Annotated in this window: 15 protein-coding genes; 14 read left to right on the top strand and 1 reads right to left on the bottom strand. The window is 67.3% G+C overall.

What is annotated here, in order from left to right:
• Positions 1-276: 276 nt before the first annotated feature.
• Positions 277-1434: a porin gene (locus HMPREF3115_RS26490; protein WP_059940565.1), complete on the bottom strand. Its 1158-nt coding sequence runs from the start codon at positions 1432-1434 to the stop codon at positions 277-279.
• 280 nt (positions 1435-1714) lie between these two features.
• Between HMPREF3115_RS26490 and coq7 the strand changes: the two genes are divergently transcribed.
• The 14 genes from coq7 to HMPREF3115_RS26420 all read left to right on the top strand — a co-directional run bounded on the left by coq7 (position 1715) and on the right by HMPREF3115_RS26420 (position 17460).
• Positions 1715-2341, top strand: coding sequence for a 2-polyprenyl-3-methyl-6-methoxy-1,4-benzoquinone monooxygenase (gene coq7 / locus HMPREF3115_RS26485; protein WP_006407647.1), 627 nt, complete (start codon positions 1715-1717; stop codon positions 2339-2341).
• 385 nt (positions 2342-2726) lie between these two features.
• Positions 2727-3155: a division/cell wall cluster transcriptional repressor MraZ gene (mraZ, locus tag HMPREF3115_RS26480; protein ID WP_006400450.1), complete on the top strand. Its 429-nt coding sequence runs from the start codon at positions 2727-2729 to the stop codon at positions 3153-3155.
• Between the two features lie 23 nt (positions 3156-3178).
• Positions 3179-4120 (top strand): 16S rRNA (cytosine(1402)-N(4))-methyltransferase RsmH, encoded by a 942-nt coding sequence (rsmH, locus tag HMPREF3115_RS26475; protein ID WP_059940563.1) that lies wholly within the window; start codon positions 3179-3181, stop codon positions 4118-4120.
• Positions 4117-4458, top strand: a complete 342-nt coding sequence (gene ftsL / locus HMPREF3115_RS26470; RefSeq protein ID WP_006407645.1) for a cell division protein FtsL — start codon at positions 4117-4119, stop codon at positions 4456-4458. The genes rsmH and ftsL overlap by 4 nt, the downstream gene beginning before the upstream one ends.
• Complete coding sequence (locus HMPREF3115_RS26465) at positions 4455-6305, top strand: peptidoglycan D,D-transpeptidase FtsI family protein (RefSeq protein ID WP_070556766.1); 1851 nt, start codon at positions 4455-4457, stop codon at positions 6303-6305. Before ftsL ends, HMPREF3115_RS26465 begins: the two co-directional genes overlap by 4 nt.
• Entirely contained in the window at positions 6302-7843 is a 1542-nt protein-coding gene (locus tag HMPREF3115_RS26460) for a UDP-N-acetylmuramoyl-L-alanyl-D-glutamate--2,6-diaminopimelate ligase (RefSeq protein ID WP_070556761.1), read from the top strand. Before HMPREF3115_RS26465 ends, HMPREF3115_RS26460 begins: the two co-directional genes overlap by 4 nt.
• Entirely contained in the window at positions 7840-9246 is a 1407-nt protein-coding gene (gene murF / locus HMPREF3115_RS26455; protein ID WP_070556759.1) for a UDP-N-acetylmuramoyl-tripeptide--D-alanyl-D-alanine ligase, read from the top strand. Before HMPREF3115_RS26460 ends, murF begins: the two co-directional genes overlap by 4 nt.
• A 16-nt stretch (positions 9247-9262) precedes the next feature.
• On the top strand, positions 9263-10432 hold the full coding sequence (gene mraY / locus HMPREF3115_RS26450; protein ID WP_006400444.1) for a phospho-N-acetylmuramoyl-pentapeptide-transferase: 1170 nt from the start codon (positions 9263-9265) through the stop codon (positions 10430-10432).
• Between the two features lie 28 nt (positions 10433-10460).
• Positions 10461-11972 (top strand): UDP-N-acetylmuramoyl-L-alanine--D-glutamate ligase, encoded by a 1512-nt coding sequence (murD, locus tag HMPREF3115_RS26445; protein ID WP_070556757.1) that lies wholly within the window; start codon positions 10461-10463, stop codon positions 11970-11972.
• Positions 11969-13252, top strand: coding sequence for a putative lipid II flippase FtsW (gene ftsW, locus HMPREF3115_RS26440; protein WP_006400442.1), 1284 nt, complete (start codon positions 11969-11971; stop codon positions 13250-13252). Before murD ends, ftsW begins: the two co-directional genes overlap by 4 nt.
• The gene (gene murG, locus HMPREF3115_RS26435) at positions 13249-14352 is read left to right on the top strand and encodes an undecaprenyldiphospho-muramoylpentapeptide beta-N-acetylglucosaminyltransferase (protein ID WP_070556755.1); all 1104 of its coding nucleotides are present in this window, start codon (positions 13249-13251) and stop codon (positions 14350-14352) included. The genes ftsW and murG overlap by 4 nt, the downstream gene beginning before the upstream one ends.
• Positions 14349-15746 carry a UDP-N-acetylmuramate--L-alanine ligase gene (gene murC / locus HMPREF3115_RS26430; RefSeq protein WP_006407639.1) on the top strand — a complete coding sequence of 466 codons (1398 nt, stop codon included), beginning with the start codon at positions 14349-14351 and terminating at the stop codon, positions 15744-15746. The genes murG and murC overlap by 4 nt, the downstream gene beginning before the upstream one ends.
• Before the next feature lies 1 nt (position 15747).
• Positions 15748-16689, top strand: a complete 942-nt coding sequence (locus HMPREF3115_RS26425; RefSeq protein WP_006400439.1) for a D-alanine--D-alanine ligase — start codon at positions 15748-15750, stop codon at positions 16687-16689.
• Positions 16690-16707: 18 nt separating this feature from the next.
• A complete protein-coding gene (locus tag HMPREF3115_RS26420) occupies positions 16708-17460 on the top strand; it encodes a cell division protein FtsQ/DivIB (RefSeq protein ID WP_006400438.1) in 753 nt (250 codons plus the stop codon).
• Positions 17461-17465: the final 5 nt, after the last annotated feature.

Below are 17465 nucleotides of genomic sequence, written 5' to 3'. Positions count from 1 at the left end.
GCCGCGTTCCCCGGTAATCCTCGATGAACCTTTTGTTTGCCTGCGCGAAAAGCGTCGTCGCAATTGCAAGGCCGCCGCTGCGTGGCGCGACGAGGACGCGCATGGCACGGCCCGACGAATGCCGCTGCTGCGGTCACCCGTTGCGGGGTGATCCGCGAGCGGATCACGCATCGTCGAGCGGCGAGTTCAAGCGGCCGCAGGCGCGTACGCGCGTCGGAAAAAGAAAAAGGCGCCCGAAGGCGCCTTCAATGTGCTGCGGCTTGTCAGACAAGCTGATTAGAACTTGTGACGGATGCCGACGCGCGCTGCGACCTGGTTGCTCGTCGCCGACGGATCGAGACCGTTGATCGAGGCATGTGCCTGAACGACATTGCCGTTCGCGTCGAGCGTGTTGCCCGATGCATGCTGATACACGCCGATCACGTAGACGTCCGTGCGCTTCGACAGGAAGTAGTCGACGCCCAGCGAGCCTTGGTGGTACTTGGCTGCGGAGCTGCCGTTGATCTTGCTGCCTTGCGTGTAGTCGTACGCTGCGCCGAGGATCAGCGCCGGGGTCAGCTGATACTTGAAGTTGATTTCGCCATTGTTGAACGTCGCGGTCTGGTTCACGAACGGCCCGACCGAGAAGCCCTTGAACTTCGTGTTCGAGTACGTCGCGCCGATCGTCGCTGCGCCGAACGTGTATGCGCCGCCCGCGCCGATGACCTGGTACGTGTTCGCGGTGTTCGCATAGGCGCCATAGACCGGCGACGACACGGCCGTCGTCGCGGCCGTCGAGCCGTTGTTGAACATGCCGCCGAAGTTCGCCGGCGTGCGCGCGTTCAAGTAACCGACGCCGAGGACGAGCGGGCCGTTGTTGTAGCCGGCGCCGAGCGACCAGACCTGATTCTTCGAGAACTGGCCCGCTTGGCCGCCGAAGCTATACAGGCCGCCGAACGAGAAACCGCCGTAGGTCGGGCTCGTGTACTTGACCGCGTTGTTCACGCGGTACGCGTTGTTGAAGTTGTCGAGGTCGCCCGGGTGAGCGGCGATGTAGCCGCCCCACTGGTCGCCTGCCTCGAGCGGGCCGACGAAGTCGACGACGGAGTCGTACTGGCGGCCCAGCGTGACCGTGCCGTACTGGCTCGACAGGCCCACATAGGCCTGACGACCGAACATCAGGCCGCCCTGGCCGAGCCTGCCCGAGTTCACGTCGAAGCCGTTTTCGAGGGTGAAGATCGCCTTCAGGCCGCCGCCGAGGTCTTCGGTGCCGCGCAGGCCGAAACGGCTACCCTGCATGACGCCGCTGCTCAGACCGTACAGGTGCTGGCCCTTCGCGTTGTTGTTGAAGATGAAACCTTCATCGATGATGCCGTAAAGCGTCACGCTGCTTTGCGCATGGGCAGCGCCAGCGAACGCGCCCAGCGCGACGAGCGCGAGAAGCGACTTTTTCATTAACGGATCTCCAAGAATCACTGAATTTTTCTGTCGGGGCGGGTAGTTATGTTTTGCCGGCTGCCCCCGTCAACTTCGCAAGAAGTCGCTCGTAATGTAGCAAAACGGATTTTTGCCACAAAGCGAAATGCCGTACCGCAACCTCGGCATGTTTCCTTTATGCAACAATGGTTAAAATCACGGGTTAACCGCAATTTCCGCTGAAGAATCAAGTCGTTTACGCAGCGGGACGCGTGCCTTCGCCATTCGCGGCGGCGGCACATGCAGCCAGGAGAACAGGATGGTGTTGGATGAACTGATCAGCGAATTCGACCGCGGGCTGCGGTCGCTTACGGGTATCAGCCGGATGAGCCGCCCGGTGCCCGCGCCGGCCGAGGCGCCGGCCGCCGAGCTCACACCGGCCGAGCGCACGCACGCGGCCGGGCTGATGCGCGTCAATCACGTCGGCGAAGTCTGCGCGCAGGCGCTCTATCAGGCGCAGAAGCTTACGGCACGTTCGCCGTCCGCCAAGGCGATGTTCGAGGACGCCGCGCGCGAGGAGGAAGATCACCTCGCGTGGACGGCCCATCGCCTCAAGGAGCTCGATTCGCGTCCGAGCGTGCTGAATCCGCTGTGGTACGCGGGCGCACTCGCGATCGGCGTCGCGGCCGGCACGCTCGGAGACAAGGTGAGCCTCGGCTTCATGGCCGAGACGGAGCGCCAGGTCGAGAGTCATCTCGACGGCCATCTGTCGGACCTGCCGGCCGGCGATACGGCGTCGCGCGCGATCGTCGAGCAAATGCGCGTCGACGAAGCGAAGCACGGCAAGGCGGCCACGGATGCCGGCGGCATCGAGTTGCCGCTGCCTGCACGAATGCTGATGCGCGCCGCGTCGAAAATCATGACGCGCACGGCGTACTACCTGTAAGATGCGCGCCGGCGGCGGACGACGTGCCGCGCCGGCCACCCCGTCGAACCCGCCCGTTTCGTCCGCGTTTTCCCGTCCCCGAAAGTCCTGTCCCCGTCCCCGTCTGCCCGGCCCTTCTCACGTATCACCTTCACAAGTTGCACTAGCTCATTCATTTATAACGGTTTTTGGATAAGGGGCTGCATGAGCATGTGCGCGTAAGTCCTTGTTCTAACTAACAAAATTCGTCAAAAAAGCGGGCCGCTCCCTTGACCGTGCCACACCCTTCCTCTAAAGTGGGAGACAGTGTGAGAAAGTGTATTTTTGTGTGATTTGGCGGGCTAATCCGGCTAAATTCTCAGCCTTGAGAGCGGGTGCTTCGGTGCCCTGAACGGGAGAGCGGAACGTGTTCCAAGGGGCGTCGGCGCTGACGCTCGATGCGAAAGGGCGGATGTCGGTGCCGGCTCGCTATCGCGAAGCGCTGCAAGGACAGGCAGAAGGACGGGTGACTGTGACCAAGCACCCGGACGGCTGCCTGTTGCTGTTTCCGCGCCCTGAATGGGAGGTGTTCCGCGCCAAGATCGCCGCGCTGCCGATGGACGCGCACTGGTGGCGGCGGATTTTTCTCGGCAATGCGATGGATGTCGATCTCGACAGCGCGGGCCGGATTCTCGTATCGCCCGAGCTGCGCATGGCAGCGGGGCTGGAAAAGGAAGTCATGTTGTTGGGAATGGGTAGTCACTTCGAGCTGTGGGATTCGCAGACCTACATCGCGAAGGAGCAGGCAGCGATGGCGCAGGGCATGCCCGACGCGCTGAAGAACTTCACGTTCTGATTGCGGTGACGGAGACGCCCGCGATGGGAAACGAATTGCAGCATCGGACGGTGCTGTTGGACGAAGCGGTCGAATCGCTCGTGACGCGTCCGGACGGCATCTACGTCGACGGCACGTTCGGGCGCGGCGGTCACAGCCGCGCGGTGCTCGCGCGGCTCGGGCCGGCCGGGCGGCTGATCGCGTTCGACAAGGATCCGAGAGCGATCGAGACGGCGCAATCGATGGCCGATGCGCGCTTCTCGATCGTGCATGACAGCTTTGCCTCGATGCGCGGCGCGCTTGCGGCGCGCGGCATCGAGAAGGTGTCGGGTGTATTGCTGGACCTGGGTGTGTCCTCGCCGCAGGTGGACGATCCGGCGCGCGGCTTCAGCTTCCGCGCCGATGGTCCGCTGGACATGCGTATGGATCCGACGCGCGGCGAATCGGCGGCGGAATGGCTCGCGCGGGCTTCGCTGCAGGAACTGACGGAGGTGATACGAGATTATGGGGAAGAACGGTTTGCTTTTCAGATTGCAAAGGCGCTTGTTGCTCGCCGGGCAGAGTCCGACCGTCTCGGGCCTCTCGACAGCACGGGCGAGCTTGCCCAAATCGTGGGTCACGTCGTCAAAACCCGTGAGAAGGGCAAGGATCCGGCAACCCGCACCTTTCAGGCTATACGGATTCACGTCAATCAAGAGCTTGCGGACCTGCAAGTCGTACTAGACGCGGCATTGTCGTTGCTGGAGCAAGGGGGGCGGCTGGTGGTCATCAGCTTTCATTCACTCGAGGACCGGATCGTCAAGCGATTCATGCAGGCGCACGCCAGTGCGCCTGCGGTCGATCGTCGCCTGCCGATCCGTGCCGTCGACCTCCCGAGCCCGCCGCTCAAGATCATCGGCCGCCAGTTTCCGAGTGAAGCGGAAGTGGTCGCCAACCCGCGAGCCCGTTCGGCCGTGATGCGCATTGCGGAGCGCGTCACGCCATGAGCCGCTTCAACATCTTCCTGTTGATCATCGTGATGGGCTGTGCGCTGTCCGTCGTCAACTCGACGAACCAGCAGCGGCAGATCTTCATCCAGTTGCAGCGCGCGCAATCGCAGGAGCGTCAGCTTCAGCAGGATTACGCGCAGCTTCAATATCAGCAGAGCGCGCTGTCGAAAACGTCGCGCATCGAGCAGCTCGCGAACGACTCGCTGAAGATGCAGCCGATCACGACCGGCCGCACGCAGTACCTGACGCTGCCGCCGGGCGCCGCGAAGGCCGTCGACGCGCCGATCCCCGCATCGGCCGACTCGGCCGGCAAGGGCAAGGGAGGCGCGCGATGAAGAAGCCTCCGCAGAAGCGCCACGACGTGAAGTTCTCGTCGAGCCCCGTGCTGTCCGTGCATCTGCCGATGTGGCGCTCGAAGCTCGTCGTGTTCATGCTGTTCATGGCGTTCGTCGCGCTCGCGGCCCGCGCCTTCTGGATCCAGGGGCCGGGCAACGCGTTCTATCAGAAGCAGGGCGAAAGCCGGTATCAGCGCACGATCGAACTGCCGGCCACGCGCGGCAAGATCCTCGACCGCAACGGGCTCGTGCTCGCGACGAGCCTGCCCGTGCGCGCGATCTGGGCGATTCCGGACGCGGTGCCCGACGATCCCGGCGCCGACAAGATCAACCAGCTCGGCAAGCTGCTCGGCATGACGCCGAAGGAGCTGCGCATCAAGCTGTCGGAAGACAAAGGCTTCGTCTACGTGAAGCGCCAGGTGCCGATCGACATCGCGGACAAGGTCGCCGCGCTCGACATTCCCGGCATCTATCAGCGCAACGAATACAAGCGCTTCTATCCGGAAGGCGAGATCACCGCGCACCTGATCGGCTTCACGAACGTCGAGGACGAAGGACAGGAGGGCGTCGAGCTCGGCGACCAGAAGCTGCTGTCGGGCACGTCCGGCATGCGCCGCGTGATCAAGGACCGCCTCGGCCACATCGTCGAGGACGTCGCCGAGCAGATTCCGCCGCACAACGGCACGGACGTCGATCTGTCGATCGACAGCAAGATCCAGTACATCGCGTATGCGAACCTGAAAGCCGCCGTCGAGAAGTTCAAGGCGAAGGCCGGCGCGGCGATGGTCGTCGACGTGCGTACCGGCGAAGTGCTCGCGCTCGTCAACTATCCGACGTACAACCCGAACGACCGCTCGCGGCTGACCGGCGAGCAGCTGCGCAACCGGATCCTGACCGACGTGTTCGAGCCGGGCTCGATCATGAAGCCCTTTACGGTGTCGCTCGCGCTCGACCTGCACCGCGTGACGCCGAATACGCTCGTCGAAACGGGCAACGGGCATTTCGTGCTCGACGGCGCGCCGATCACCGACGATGCCGGTTTCGGCACGCTGACGGTCGGCGGCGTGATCCAGAAGTCGAGCAACATCGGCGCGACGAAGATCGCGATGACGATGCGGCCCGAGGAAATGTGGAACATGTATACGAGCATCGGCCTCGGCCAGGCGCCGAAGGTCGGCTTCCCGGGCGCGGCCGCGGGCCGGCTGCGTCCGTGGAAGAGCTGGCGCCGCATCGAGCAGGCGACGATGTCGTACGGCTACGGGCTGTCCGCCTCGCTGTTCCAGCTCGCGCGCGCCTACACGGCGATCGCGCACGACGGCGAACTGATGCCCGTGACAATTTTCAAGACCGACCCCAAGCAGCCGATCGCCGGTACGCAGGTGTTTACACCGACCACCGCGCGCGAAGTGCGGGCGATGCTCGAGACCGTGGTCGCGCCGGGCGGCACGTCGCCCGATGCGGCGGTGCCCGGCTATCGCGTCGGCGGCAAGAGCGGGACCGCGTACAAGCATGAAGGCCACGGCTATACGCGCAAGTACCGCGCGTCGTTCGTCGGGATGGCGCCGATGCCGAATCCGCGGATCGTCGTCGCGGTGTCGGTCGACGAGCCGACCGCCGGCAGCCACTTCGGCGGACAGGTGTCCGGCCCCGTCTTCTCGGCGATCGCGGGCGATACGCTGCGCGCGCTGAACGTGCCGCCGAACATGCCGATCAAGCAGCTCGTCGTGTCGGACGATTCGCCGGCCGCCGCGCCTTCGACCGGTGCGCAAAAGCTGGCCGCGGGCGGCAAGGCGAAGCATATGATCGTATCCAGCACCACACGCAATTCACCAGGAGTCGTTCGATGAGCGCCGCTCGCAGTTCCCATCCGGCGCATCAGCAAATCGCAGCCGCGCTTGCGTGGCTGCGTCAGCATGTAGCCCCCGCCGCGCAATTGCATGCGGACACGCGCAGCCTTCGGGCCGGCGACGTGTTCGTCGCCTATGCGGTCGACGGGGCAGACAATCGCGCATTCATTGCCGACGCGCTCGCGCGCGGCGCGGCCGCCGTGCTGTACCAGCCGGAAGGACTCGCCGCCACGCCGAACGCGCCTGTCGCGCTCGCGGTGCCGGCGCTCGACCAGCTCGCCGGCGAGATCGCGAGCGGCTGGTACGGCGATCCGAGCGACGGCCTGCTCGCGATCGGCGTGACGGGCACGAACGGCAAGACCTCCTGCACGCAGTGGATCGCCGCCGCGCTGACGGCGCTGCACCAGCCGTGCGCCATCATCGGCACGCTGGGCAGCGGAATGCCGGGCCACCTCGTGCCGACCGGCTTCACGACGCCCGATGCGCCGCAGCTGCAGCGCAGCCTCGCGCAGCTGCGCGATGGCGGCGCGCAGGCGGTCGCGATGGAAGTGTCGTCGCACGCGCTGCATCAGGGGCGCGTGAACGGCACGGCGTTCGACATCGCCGTCTTCACGAATCTGACGCAGGATCACCTCGACTATCACCGCACATTCGAAGCGTACGAAGCGGCGAAGGCGAAGCTGTTCGCCTGGCGCGGGCTGCGCGCGGCGGTCGTGAACCGCGACGACGCGGCCGGCCGCCGCCTGCTCGAAAAACTCGCGGGCCGCGTGCGCACGATCGCGTACGGGATCGGCGATACGCAGCAGGCGCTCGACGCCGATCGCGAACTGGTCGCGCTCGACGTGCGGGCGACCGCGACGGGCACGGCATTCCGTCTGCGTTCGTCGTGGGGCGACGCGGACGTCGAGGTCGGCACGCTCGGCACGTTCAATGTCAGCAACCTGCTCGCCGTGCTCGGCGCGCTGCTCGCGGCCGACGTGCCGTTCGACGCGGCGCTTGCCGAGATCGCGCGGCTCGAGCCCGTCAACGGCCGGATGCAGCGTCTCGGCGGACGGCTGCAGAACGACGAGCCGCTCGTCGTGATCGATTACGCACATACGCCCGATGCGCTCGAGAAGACGCTCGACGCGCTGCGCCCGATCGCCGTCGCGCGCGGCGGGCGGCTCGTCTGCATGTTCGGCTGCGGCGGCGATCGCGATGCGACCAAGCGCCCGCTGATGGGCGCGATCGCCGAGCGGCTCGCCGACGACGTCGTCGTCACGAGCGACAACCCGCGCAGCGAGGATCCGCAAGCGATCATCGACCAGATCGTCGCCGGTATGACGGCGCCCGATCGCGCGCGCCGCATCGAGGATCGCGCGAGCGCGATCCTGCAGGCCGTGCGCGGCGCCGCGCGCGAGGACGTCGTCGTGCTCGCCGGCAAGGGACACGAGGCAACGCAGGAAATCATGGGCAAGAAGCGCGCATTCTCCGACCAGGACCACGCGCGGCTCGCGCTCGCCGCGCGTGCGACGCACGGCAAGGGAGGCGGCGAATGACGATGCTGAGTCTCGACGAAGCCGCACGCCTGATTCCCGGCGCGACGGTACATGGCGATGCGCACGTGACGTTCGAGCGCGTGTCGACCGACAGCCGCACCGTTGGCGCGGGCGATCTGTTCGTCGCGCTGAAAGGCGAGCGCTTCGACGCGCACGACTTTCTCGCGGACGTCGCCGCGCGCGGTGCCGCGGCCGCCTTGGTCGCGCAGGCGCCGGCGGGCGTCGCGCTGCCGATGATCGTCGGCGGCGAAACGCGCGCGGCGCTCGGCGCGCTCGCGCACGGCTGGCGCAAACGATTCGCGCTGCCGGTCGTCGCGGTGACGGGTAGCAACGGCAAGACGACCGTGAAGGAAATGATCGCGTCGATCTTTGCCGCGGCGGTCGGCGCGGACGCGCGGCTCGCGACGGCCGGCAATCTCAACAACGACGTCGGCCTGCCGCTGACGCTGCTGCGTCTGACGGCCGCGCACCGCCTCGCGGTGATCGAGCTCGGGATGAATCATCCCGGCGAAACGGAGATCCTCGCTCGCCTGACGGCACCGACGGTCGCGCTCGTGAACAACGCGCAGCGCGAGCACCAGGAGTTCATGGCGACGGTCGAAGCCGTCGCGCTCGAACATGCGGCCGTGATCCATGCGCTGCCGCCAGACGGCGTCGCGGTGTTTCCGGCCGACGATGCGTACGCGGGCATCTGGCGCGTCGCGGCGACCGGCAACCGGATTCTCGATTTCGCGCTGCACGACGACGAACGGCAGACGGCGGCGCAAGTCGCCGGCCGGCTGCACGGCGGCGAGCTCGCGATCGATACGCCGTCGGGCACGCTGACCGTGCGGCTGCGCGCGCTCGGCGAGCACAACGCACGCAATGCGCTGGCCGCGACGGCAGCCGCGCTGGCCGCGGGCGTCGCGCTGTCGGCGATCAAGCAGGGCCTCGAATCGTTCGAACCGGTGAAGGGCCGGCTGCAGGTGCGTCGCGCGAGCGCGGGCAGCCTCGCCGGCGCGACGGTCGTCGACGATACCTACAACGCGAACCCCGACTCGATGCGCGCGGCGATCGACGTGCTCGCTGCGCAACCGGCGCCGCGGGTGCTGGTGATCGGCGACATGGGCGAGGTCGGCGACGAAGGGCCGGCGTTTCACCGTGAGGTAGGCGCATACGCGCGCGAGCGCGGCATCGACGCGCTGTTCGCGCTCGGCGACGCATCGCGCGACGCCTGCGCGGCGTACGGCGAAGCGGCGCGCCATTTCGACGATGTCGGCACGCTCGTCGACGCGCTGGTCGCGGCGGGCTACGGTGCCGAGGCGTCGGTGCTCGTGAAGGGCTCGCGGTACATGAAGATGGAGCGCGTGGTCGACGCGCTGACGAACCAACCCGCGGCGGGCACGACGCCCGCCGCCCACTGAGTAGAAGGAAGGAAGCATGCTGCTGGCGCTGGCGCAATGGCTGCAAGGAGACGCAAGCTTTTTGCGCTTGTTCACGTACCTGACGTTCCGTGCCGTGATGGCCACCATCACGGCGCTCGGCATCGGGCTCGTGTGCGGACCGTGGGTGATCCGCAAGCTGACGGAAATGAAGGTCGGGCAGGCCGTGCGCAAGGACGGCCCGCAGACTCACCTCGTCAAATCGGGCACGCCGACGATGGGCGGCGTGCTGATCCTGATCGGCATCGCGGTCGCGACGCTGCTGTGGGGCGACCTGACGAACCGTTTCATCTGGATCGTGATGCTCGTCACGTTCGGCTTCGGCGTGATCGGCTGGGTCGACGACTACCGCAAGGTCGTCTACAAGGATCCGCGCGGGATGTCGTCGCGCGAGAAGTATTTCTGGCAGTCGGTGATCGGCCTGTTCGCGGCCGTCTATCTCGCGTTCAGCGTGTCGGAGGCGAACAACGTGCGCGTGTTCGACCTGTTCATGGCATGGGTGCGCAGCGGGCTGTCGATGGGGCTGCCGGCGCGGGCCGACCTGATGCTGCCGTTCCTGAAGTCGATCAGCTACCCGCTCGGCGTGTGGGGCTTCATCGCGCTGACCTATTTCGTGATCGTCGGCGCGAGCAACGCGGTGAACCTCACCGACGGCCTCGACGGTCTCGTGATCATGCCGGTCGTGCTGGTCGGCGCGTCGCTCGGCGTGTTCGCGTACGTGATGGGCAGCGCCGTCTATTCGAAGTATCTGCTGTTCCCGCACATTCCGGGCGCCGGCGAACTGCTGATCTTCTGCTCGGCGATGGGCGGGGCAGGGCTCGCGTTCCTCTGGTACAACACGCACCCCGCGCAGGTGTTCATGGGCGACGTCGGCGCACTCGCGCTCGGCGGCGCGCTCGGCACGGTCGCGGTGATCGTTCGCCAGGAAATCGTGCTGTTCATCATGGGCGGCATCTTCGTCGCTGAAACGCTGTCGGTGATGCTGCAGGTCACGTGGTTCAAGTACACGAAGAAGCGTTACGGCGAAGGGCGGCGCATCTTCAAGATGGCGCCGCTGCATCACCATTTCGAATTGTCCGGCTGGAAGGAAACACAGGTGGTGGTGCGTTTCTGGATCATCACGTTGATGCTGTGCCTGTTCGGTCTGTCCACCCTCAAGTTGCGGTAAAGGAACGGTAACAAGGATGTCTGGCGAGATGTTTGGAGATCGGCAACGGCCGATGGTGCTTGTGCTGGGGCTCGGCGAATCGGGCCTCTCGATCGCGCGGTGGTGCGCGAGGCACGGGTGCCGGCTGCGCATTGCCGATACCCGCGAGGCGCCGCCGAACCTTGCCGCACTGCGCGCCGAAGGCATCGACGCTGAATTCGTCGGCGGGCCGTTCGGGCCCGCGCTGCTCGACGGCGGCGTCGAGATCGTCGGGTTGAGCCCCGGCCTGTCGCCGCTCGAGCCGGCGCTCGCGACGCTGCTCGCGGCGGCGAACGAGCGCGGCGTCGCCGTATGGGGCGAACTCGAATTCTTCGCGCAGGCGCTGCGCGCGCTCGGCACGAGCGGCTATCAGCCGAAGGTGCTTGCGATCACCGGCACGAACGGCAAGACGACGACGACGAGCCTCACGGGCCTGCTGTGCCAGCGCGCGGGCAGGAAGGTCGCGGTGGCCGGCAACATCAGCCCGGCGATGCTCGACCGGCTCGCGGCCGCCATCGACGACACGGCGCTGCCCGACGTCTGGGTGCTCGAACTGTCGAGCTTCCAGCTCGAAACCGCGCGCACGTTCGCGCCCGATGCGGCCGCGATCCTCAACATCACGCAGGATCATCTCGACTGGCACGGCAGCTTCGACGCGTACGCGGCGGCGAAGGGCCGGATCTTTGGCGCGACGACGACGCGCGTGCTGAACCGCGACGATCCGGTCGTGATGAAGTTCGCACCGGCGGCCGGCGCGGCCGACGCGCCGCGCACGATCACGTTCGGCCTGAACGAGCCGACGCAGGACGGCGATTACGGGCTGTCGCGCGACAACGGCATCGCATGGCTCGTCGAAGCGATCGATCGCGACGCACCGGACGAAACGGCGACGACGACGCGCCGTCGCAAGCGCGACGCGCATACGCCCGATATCGCGCACAAGAGGCTGATGCCGGCCGACGCGCTGCGCATCCGCGGGCTGCACAACGCGGCGAACGCGCTGGCCGCCTTCGCGCTCGCGCGCGCGATCGATCTGCCGGCCGCGCCGCTGCTGCACGCGCTGCGTGAATACCGCGGCGAAGCGCATCGCGTCGAAGTGATCGCGACGATCGACGACGTCGATTACGTCGACGACAGCAAGGGTACGAACGTCGGCGCGACGGTCGCCGCGCTCGACGGGCTCGCGCAGAAGACCGTGCTGATCGCCGGCGGCGACGGCAAGGGCCAGGATTTCGCGCCGCTCGTCGCGCCGGTCGCGCGCTGGTGCCGTGCGGTGATGCTGATCGGCCGCGATGCGCCGGCGATCCGCGACACGCTTGCGGAAACCGGCGTGCCGCTCGCCGAGCACCCGACGCTCGAAGCGGCCGTGCACGCGGCGGCGGCGCTCGCGGAGCCCGGCGACGCGGTGCTGCTGTCGCCCGCATGCGCGAGCCTCGACATGTTCCGCAACTATGCCCACCGGGCGGACGTGTTCCGTGCGGCGGTCGACGAACTCGCCACCGACAAAGGAGCGACGCCATGAGCTGGTCCGATCGCCTCGTCTCCCGTTTCAACGACCGGCGCGATGCCGGCGGCAATGCCGCGGGCGGCCGCGTCGCGTCGGCCACGCGCGCGGCGACCGGCGGCCTCGCGAGCGTCGTCAACGGCGTGCGCCCGAGCCGCTCGCGGATGCTCGATTTCGACTACTCGCTGCTGTGGGTCGCGATCGCGCTGCTCGGGCTCGGCGTCGTGATGGTGTATTCGGCGTCGATCGCGATGCCCGATTCGCCGAAGTACGCGCAGTATCACGACTACGCGTTCCTGATGCGCCACGTCGTCTCGCTCGTCGTCGCGTTCATCGCGGCGGTGATTGCGTTCCGCGTGCCGGTGTCGACGTGGGACAAGTACGCGCCGCACCTTTTCCTGATCGCGCTCGTCGGCCTCGTGATCGTGCTGATTCCGCACGTCGGCAAGGGCGTGAACGGCGCACGACGCTGGATTCCGCTCGGCATCACCAACATGCAGCCGTCGGAAATCATGAAGCTCGCGGTGACGATCTACGCGGCGAACTACACGGTGCGCAAGCAGGAATACATGCAGAGCTTCGCGAAGGGCTTTCTGCCGATGGCGTTCGCAGTCGGCCTCGTCGGTGCGCTGCTGCTGCTCGAGCCGGACATGGGCGCGTTCATGGTGGTCGCGGCGATCGCGATGGGCGTGCTGTTCCTCGGCGGCGTGAACGGCAAGCTGTTCGGCGGCCTCGTCGCGACCGCGATCGGCACGTTCACGATGCTCGTGTGGCTGTCGCCGTGGCGGCGTGAGCGGATCTTCGCGTATCTCGATCCGTGGGACGAGCGCTACGCGCAGGGCAAGGCGTACCAGCTCACGCACTCGCTGATCGCATTCGGCCGCGGCGAGTGGTTCGGCGTCGGTCTCGGCGGCAGCGTCGAGAAGCTGAACTACCTGCCGGAAGCGCATACCGACTTCATCCTCGCGGTGATCGGCGAGGAGCTCGGTTTCGTCGGCGTGCTGGTCGTGATCCTGCTGTTCTACTGGATCGTGCGCCGCGCGTTCGAGATCGGCCGTCAGGCGCTCGCGCTCGACCGCACGTTCGCGGGGCTGATGGCGAAGGGCATCGGCATCTGGTTCGGCGCGCAGGCGTTCATCAACATGGGCGTGAACCTCGGGCTGCTGCCGACGAAGGGCCTGACACTGCCGCTCGTCAGCTACGGTGGCTCGGGCATTTTGCTGAACTGCGTCGCGCTTGCGGTGCTGCTGCGGGTCGACTACGAGAACCGGGTGCTCATGCGCGGAGGGAAGGTATGACCGCGTCGCGACCCACGCTGATGGTGATGGCGGGCGGCACCGGGGGCCACGTGTTCCCGGGGCTCGCGGTCGCGCACCGGATGGAAGCGGCGGGCTGGCGCGTCGTGTGGCTCGGCAATCCGGCCGGGATGGAAGCGACGCTCGTGCCGAAGCACGGGATTCCGATGGAATACGTGCGCTTCGGCGGGCTGCGCGGCAAAGGGCTGAAGACCAAGCTCGCACTGCCGTTCAACCTGCTGCGTGCCTGCGCGCAGAGTCTCGGCGCGCTGCGCCGCGTGCGGCCTGACGTCGTGCTCGGCATGGGCGGCTACATCACGTTCCCGGCCGGCGTGATGACCGCGCTGTCGGGCCGTCCGCTCGTGCTGCACGAGCAGAATTCGATCGCGGGCCTCGCGAACAAGGTGCTCGCGAAGTTCGCGAAGCGCGTGCTGGTCGCGTTTCCCGGCGCGCTGCCGCACGCCGAATGGACCGGCAATCCGATTCGCGCGGAACTTGCGCGCACGGAACCGCCCAAAGCACGCTATGCGGCGCGCAGCGGCCCGCTCAACGTGCTGGTCGTCGGCGGCAGCCTGGGCGCCGCCGCGCTGAACGAAGTCGTGCCGCGTGCGCTGGCGCTGCTCGCGCCCGGCGAGCGTCCGCGTGTCGTGCATCAGGCGGGCGCCAAGCACATCGACGCGCTGAAGGCGAATTACGAAGCCGCCGGCTTCGCGGCCGGCGACGACGTGCGGCTCGTGCCGTTCATCGACGACATGGCGGCCGCGTATGCGGCGGCCGATCTCGTGATCTGCCGCTCCGGCGCGATGACGGTGTCGGAAATCGCGGCGGTGGGCGTCGCGGCGCTGTTCGTGCCGTTCCCGTACGCGGTCGACGATCACCAGACGACCAACGCCGCGTTCCTCGCCGATGCGGGGGCCGCGGTGCTGGTGCAACAACGCGACCTGTCGGCGGAACTGCTCGCCGACTGGCTGCGCGGCCAGTCGCGGGCGTCGCTCGCGGCGATGGCGGAGCGTTCGCGCTCGCTGGCAAAGCCCGAGGCTACCGACGAAGTCGCGCGCGTGTGCGCGACGGTAGCCGGCGCGAACCTGGAATCATTGCAATGAAACACATCGTCAAACACATTCATTTCGTCGGGATCGGCGGCGCGGGCATGAGCGGCATCGCGGAAGTGCTCGTCAATCTCGGCTATCAGGTCAGCGGCTCGGATCTCGCGCGCAACGCGGTGACCGATCGCCTGGCTGCGCTCGGTGCGCGGATCGCGATCGGCCATGACGCGGCGAACATCGAAGGCGCGAACGCGGTCGTCGTGTCGACGGCCGTGCGCTCGGACAACCCGGAAGTGCTGGCCGCGCGCGCGCAGCGCGTGCCCATCGTGCAGCGCGCGGTGATGCTCGCGGAACTGATGCGCCTGAAGCAGGGGATCGCGATCGCCGGCACGCACGGCAAGACCACGACGACGAGCCTCGTCGCGAGCGTGCTCGCCGCGGGCGGCCTCGACCCGACGTTCGTGATCGGCGGCCGGCTGATCAGCGCCGGCGCGAACGCGCGGCTCGGCACCGGCGACTTCATCGTCGCCGAGGCCGACGAATCCGACGCGTCGTTCCTGAACCTGTATCCGGTGATCGAAGTGATCACGAACATCGACGCCGATCACATGGATACGTACGGCCACGATTTCGCGCGGCTCAAGCAGGCGTTCATCGAATTCACGCAGCGCCTGCCGTTCTACGGCAGCGCGGTCGTGTGCGTCGATGATCCGAACGTGCGGCAGATCATCCCGTTCATTTCGAAGCCGGTCGTGCGCTACGGCCTGTCGCCCGACGCGCAGGTGCGCGCGGAGGACATCGACGCGCGCGACGGTCGCATGCATTTCACGGTGATCCGCGAAGGACGCACGCCGCTCGCGGTCGTGCTGAACCTGCCGGGCCTGCACAACGTGCAGAACGCGCTCGCGGCGATCGCGATCGCGACCGATCTCGGCGTGTCGGACGACGCGATCCAGCAGGCGCTGGCCGAATTCAACGGCGTCGGCCGGCGCTTCCAGCGCTACGGCGACGTGCCGACCGCCGACGGCGGCCGCTACACGCTGATCGACGACTACGGTCATCACCCGGTCGAGATGGCCGCGACGATCGCGGCCGCACGCGGTGCGTTCCCCGGCCGCCGGCTCGTGCTCGCGTTCCAGCCGCACCGCTATACGCGCACGCGCGACTGCTTCGACGATTTCGTCAACGTGCTGTCGACGGTCGACGCGCTGGTGCTGACCGAAGTGTATGCGGCCGGCGAGGCGGCGATCGCGACGGCCAACGGCGACGCGCTGTCGCGCGCGCTGCGCGCGGCGGGGAAGGTGGAACCGGTGTTCGTCGAGACGGTCGACGCGTTGCCGGAGGCACTGGCGAAGGTCGCGCAGGACGGCGACGTAGTAATCACGATGGGCGCGGGTTCGATCGGCGGCGTGCCGGCGAAGATCGTGCAGAACACGCAACAGAAGGGATGACATGAGCGGGATCGATCCGAAACGTTTCGGCAAGGTGGCGGTGTTGTTCGGCGGCGAATCCGCCGAGCGCGAGGTGTCGCTCACCTCGGGCCGCCTCGTGCTGCAGGGGCTGCGCGACGCAGGCGTCGACGCCCATCCGTTCGACCCGGCCGAGCGGCCGCTGTCGGCGCTGAAGGACGAAGGCTTCGTGCGCGCGTTCAACGCGCTGCACGGCGGCTACGGCGAGAACGGCCAGATCCAGGGCGCGCTCGATTTCTACGGCATTCGCTACACGGGCAGCGGCGTGCTCGGCTCGGCGCTCGGGCTCGACAAGTTCCGCACGAAGCTCGTGTGGCAGCAGACGGGCGTGCCGACGCCGCCGTTCGAGACGGTGATGCGCGACGACGACTACGCCGCGCGCGCGACCGAGATCGTCGCGAAGCTCGGCCTGCCGCTGTTCGTGAAGCCGGCGAGCGAAGGCTCGAGCGTCGCGGTGCTGAAGGTGAAGACGGCCGACGCGCTGCCGGCCGCGCTCGCGGAAGCCGCGACGCACGACAAGATCGTGATCGTCGAGAAGAGCATCGAAGGCGGCGGCGAATACACGGCGTGCATCGCCGGCGATCTCGATCTGCCGCTGATCAAGATCGTGCCGGCCGGCGAGTTCTACGACTATCACGCGAAGTACGTGGCCGACGACACGCAATACCTGATCCCGTGCGGGCTGCCGGCCGACCAGGAAGCGCAGCTGAAGCGCCTCGCGCGCCGCGCGTTCGACGTGCTCGGCTGCACCGACTGGGGCCGGGCGGACTTTATGCTCGACGCGGCCGGCAACGCGTACTTCCTCGAAGTGAACACGGCACCGGGCATGACCGACCACTCGCTGCCGCCGAAGGCCGCGCGCGCAATCGGCATCAGCTATTCGGAACTGGTCGTGAAGGTGCTGTCGCTCACGCTCAACGACTGACGCGGAAACGGAACACGTATGTGGAACAACGTTCGCCAACTCAACCTTGCCGCCAGCGCGTTGTACGCGCTGCTGCTGCTCGTGTTGGCGGCGGCCGGCTGCTACTGGCTGATTCAGCGTCCGACGTTCACGCTGCGCGAGATACGGATCGACGGCGACACCGAGCACATCAACACGCCGACGGTGCGTGCGGGGCTCGTCGGCCGGCTGAAGGGCAACTTCTTCACGGTCGATCTCGACACGGCGCGCGCCGCGTTCGAGCAGATGCCGTGGGTGCGGCACGCGAGCGTGCGCCGCGTGTGGCCGAACGCGCTCGCCGTGACGCTGGAAGAGTACAAGCCGCTCGGTACCTGGGGCAGCAGCCAGCTCGTGAGCGTCGACGGCGAGCTGTTCACCGCGAACCAGGGCGAGCTCGATCGGGAACTGCCCGCGTTCGACGGCCCGGAGGGCAGTGCGAAGGAAGTCGTCGCGCGGTATCGCGACTTCGAGAAATGGTTTGCGCCGCTGAAGGCGGCGCCGGAAGAAGTGACGCTGTCGGCGCGCTACGCGTGGACGGTGAAGCTGTCGAACGGGATGCAGGTCGAGCTGGGCAGAGAGCGCAACAACGACACGCTGCATGACCGGAGCCAGCGCCTCGTCGCCGCGTGGCCGGCGGTCACGGAGCGCTGGGGCAACGACATCGAGTACGCGGACCTGCGCTATCCGAACGGATTCGCGATTCGCGCGGCAAGCATGCGGTTCCTGACCGATACCGACAAGCGCAAGAAGTAACGAGA

Origin of the sequence: Burkholderia sp. HMSC10F09, assembly GCF_001806955.1 — a bacterium.
Classification (GTDB): Bacteria; Pseudomonadota; Gammaproteobacteria; order Burkholderiales; family Burkholderiaceae; genus Burkholderia; species Burkholderia multivorans.
Note: the sequence above shows the minus strand (reverse complement) of the source record. Positions and strands in the feature narration are given on the sequence as shown.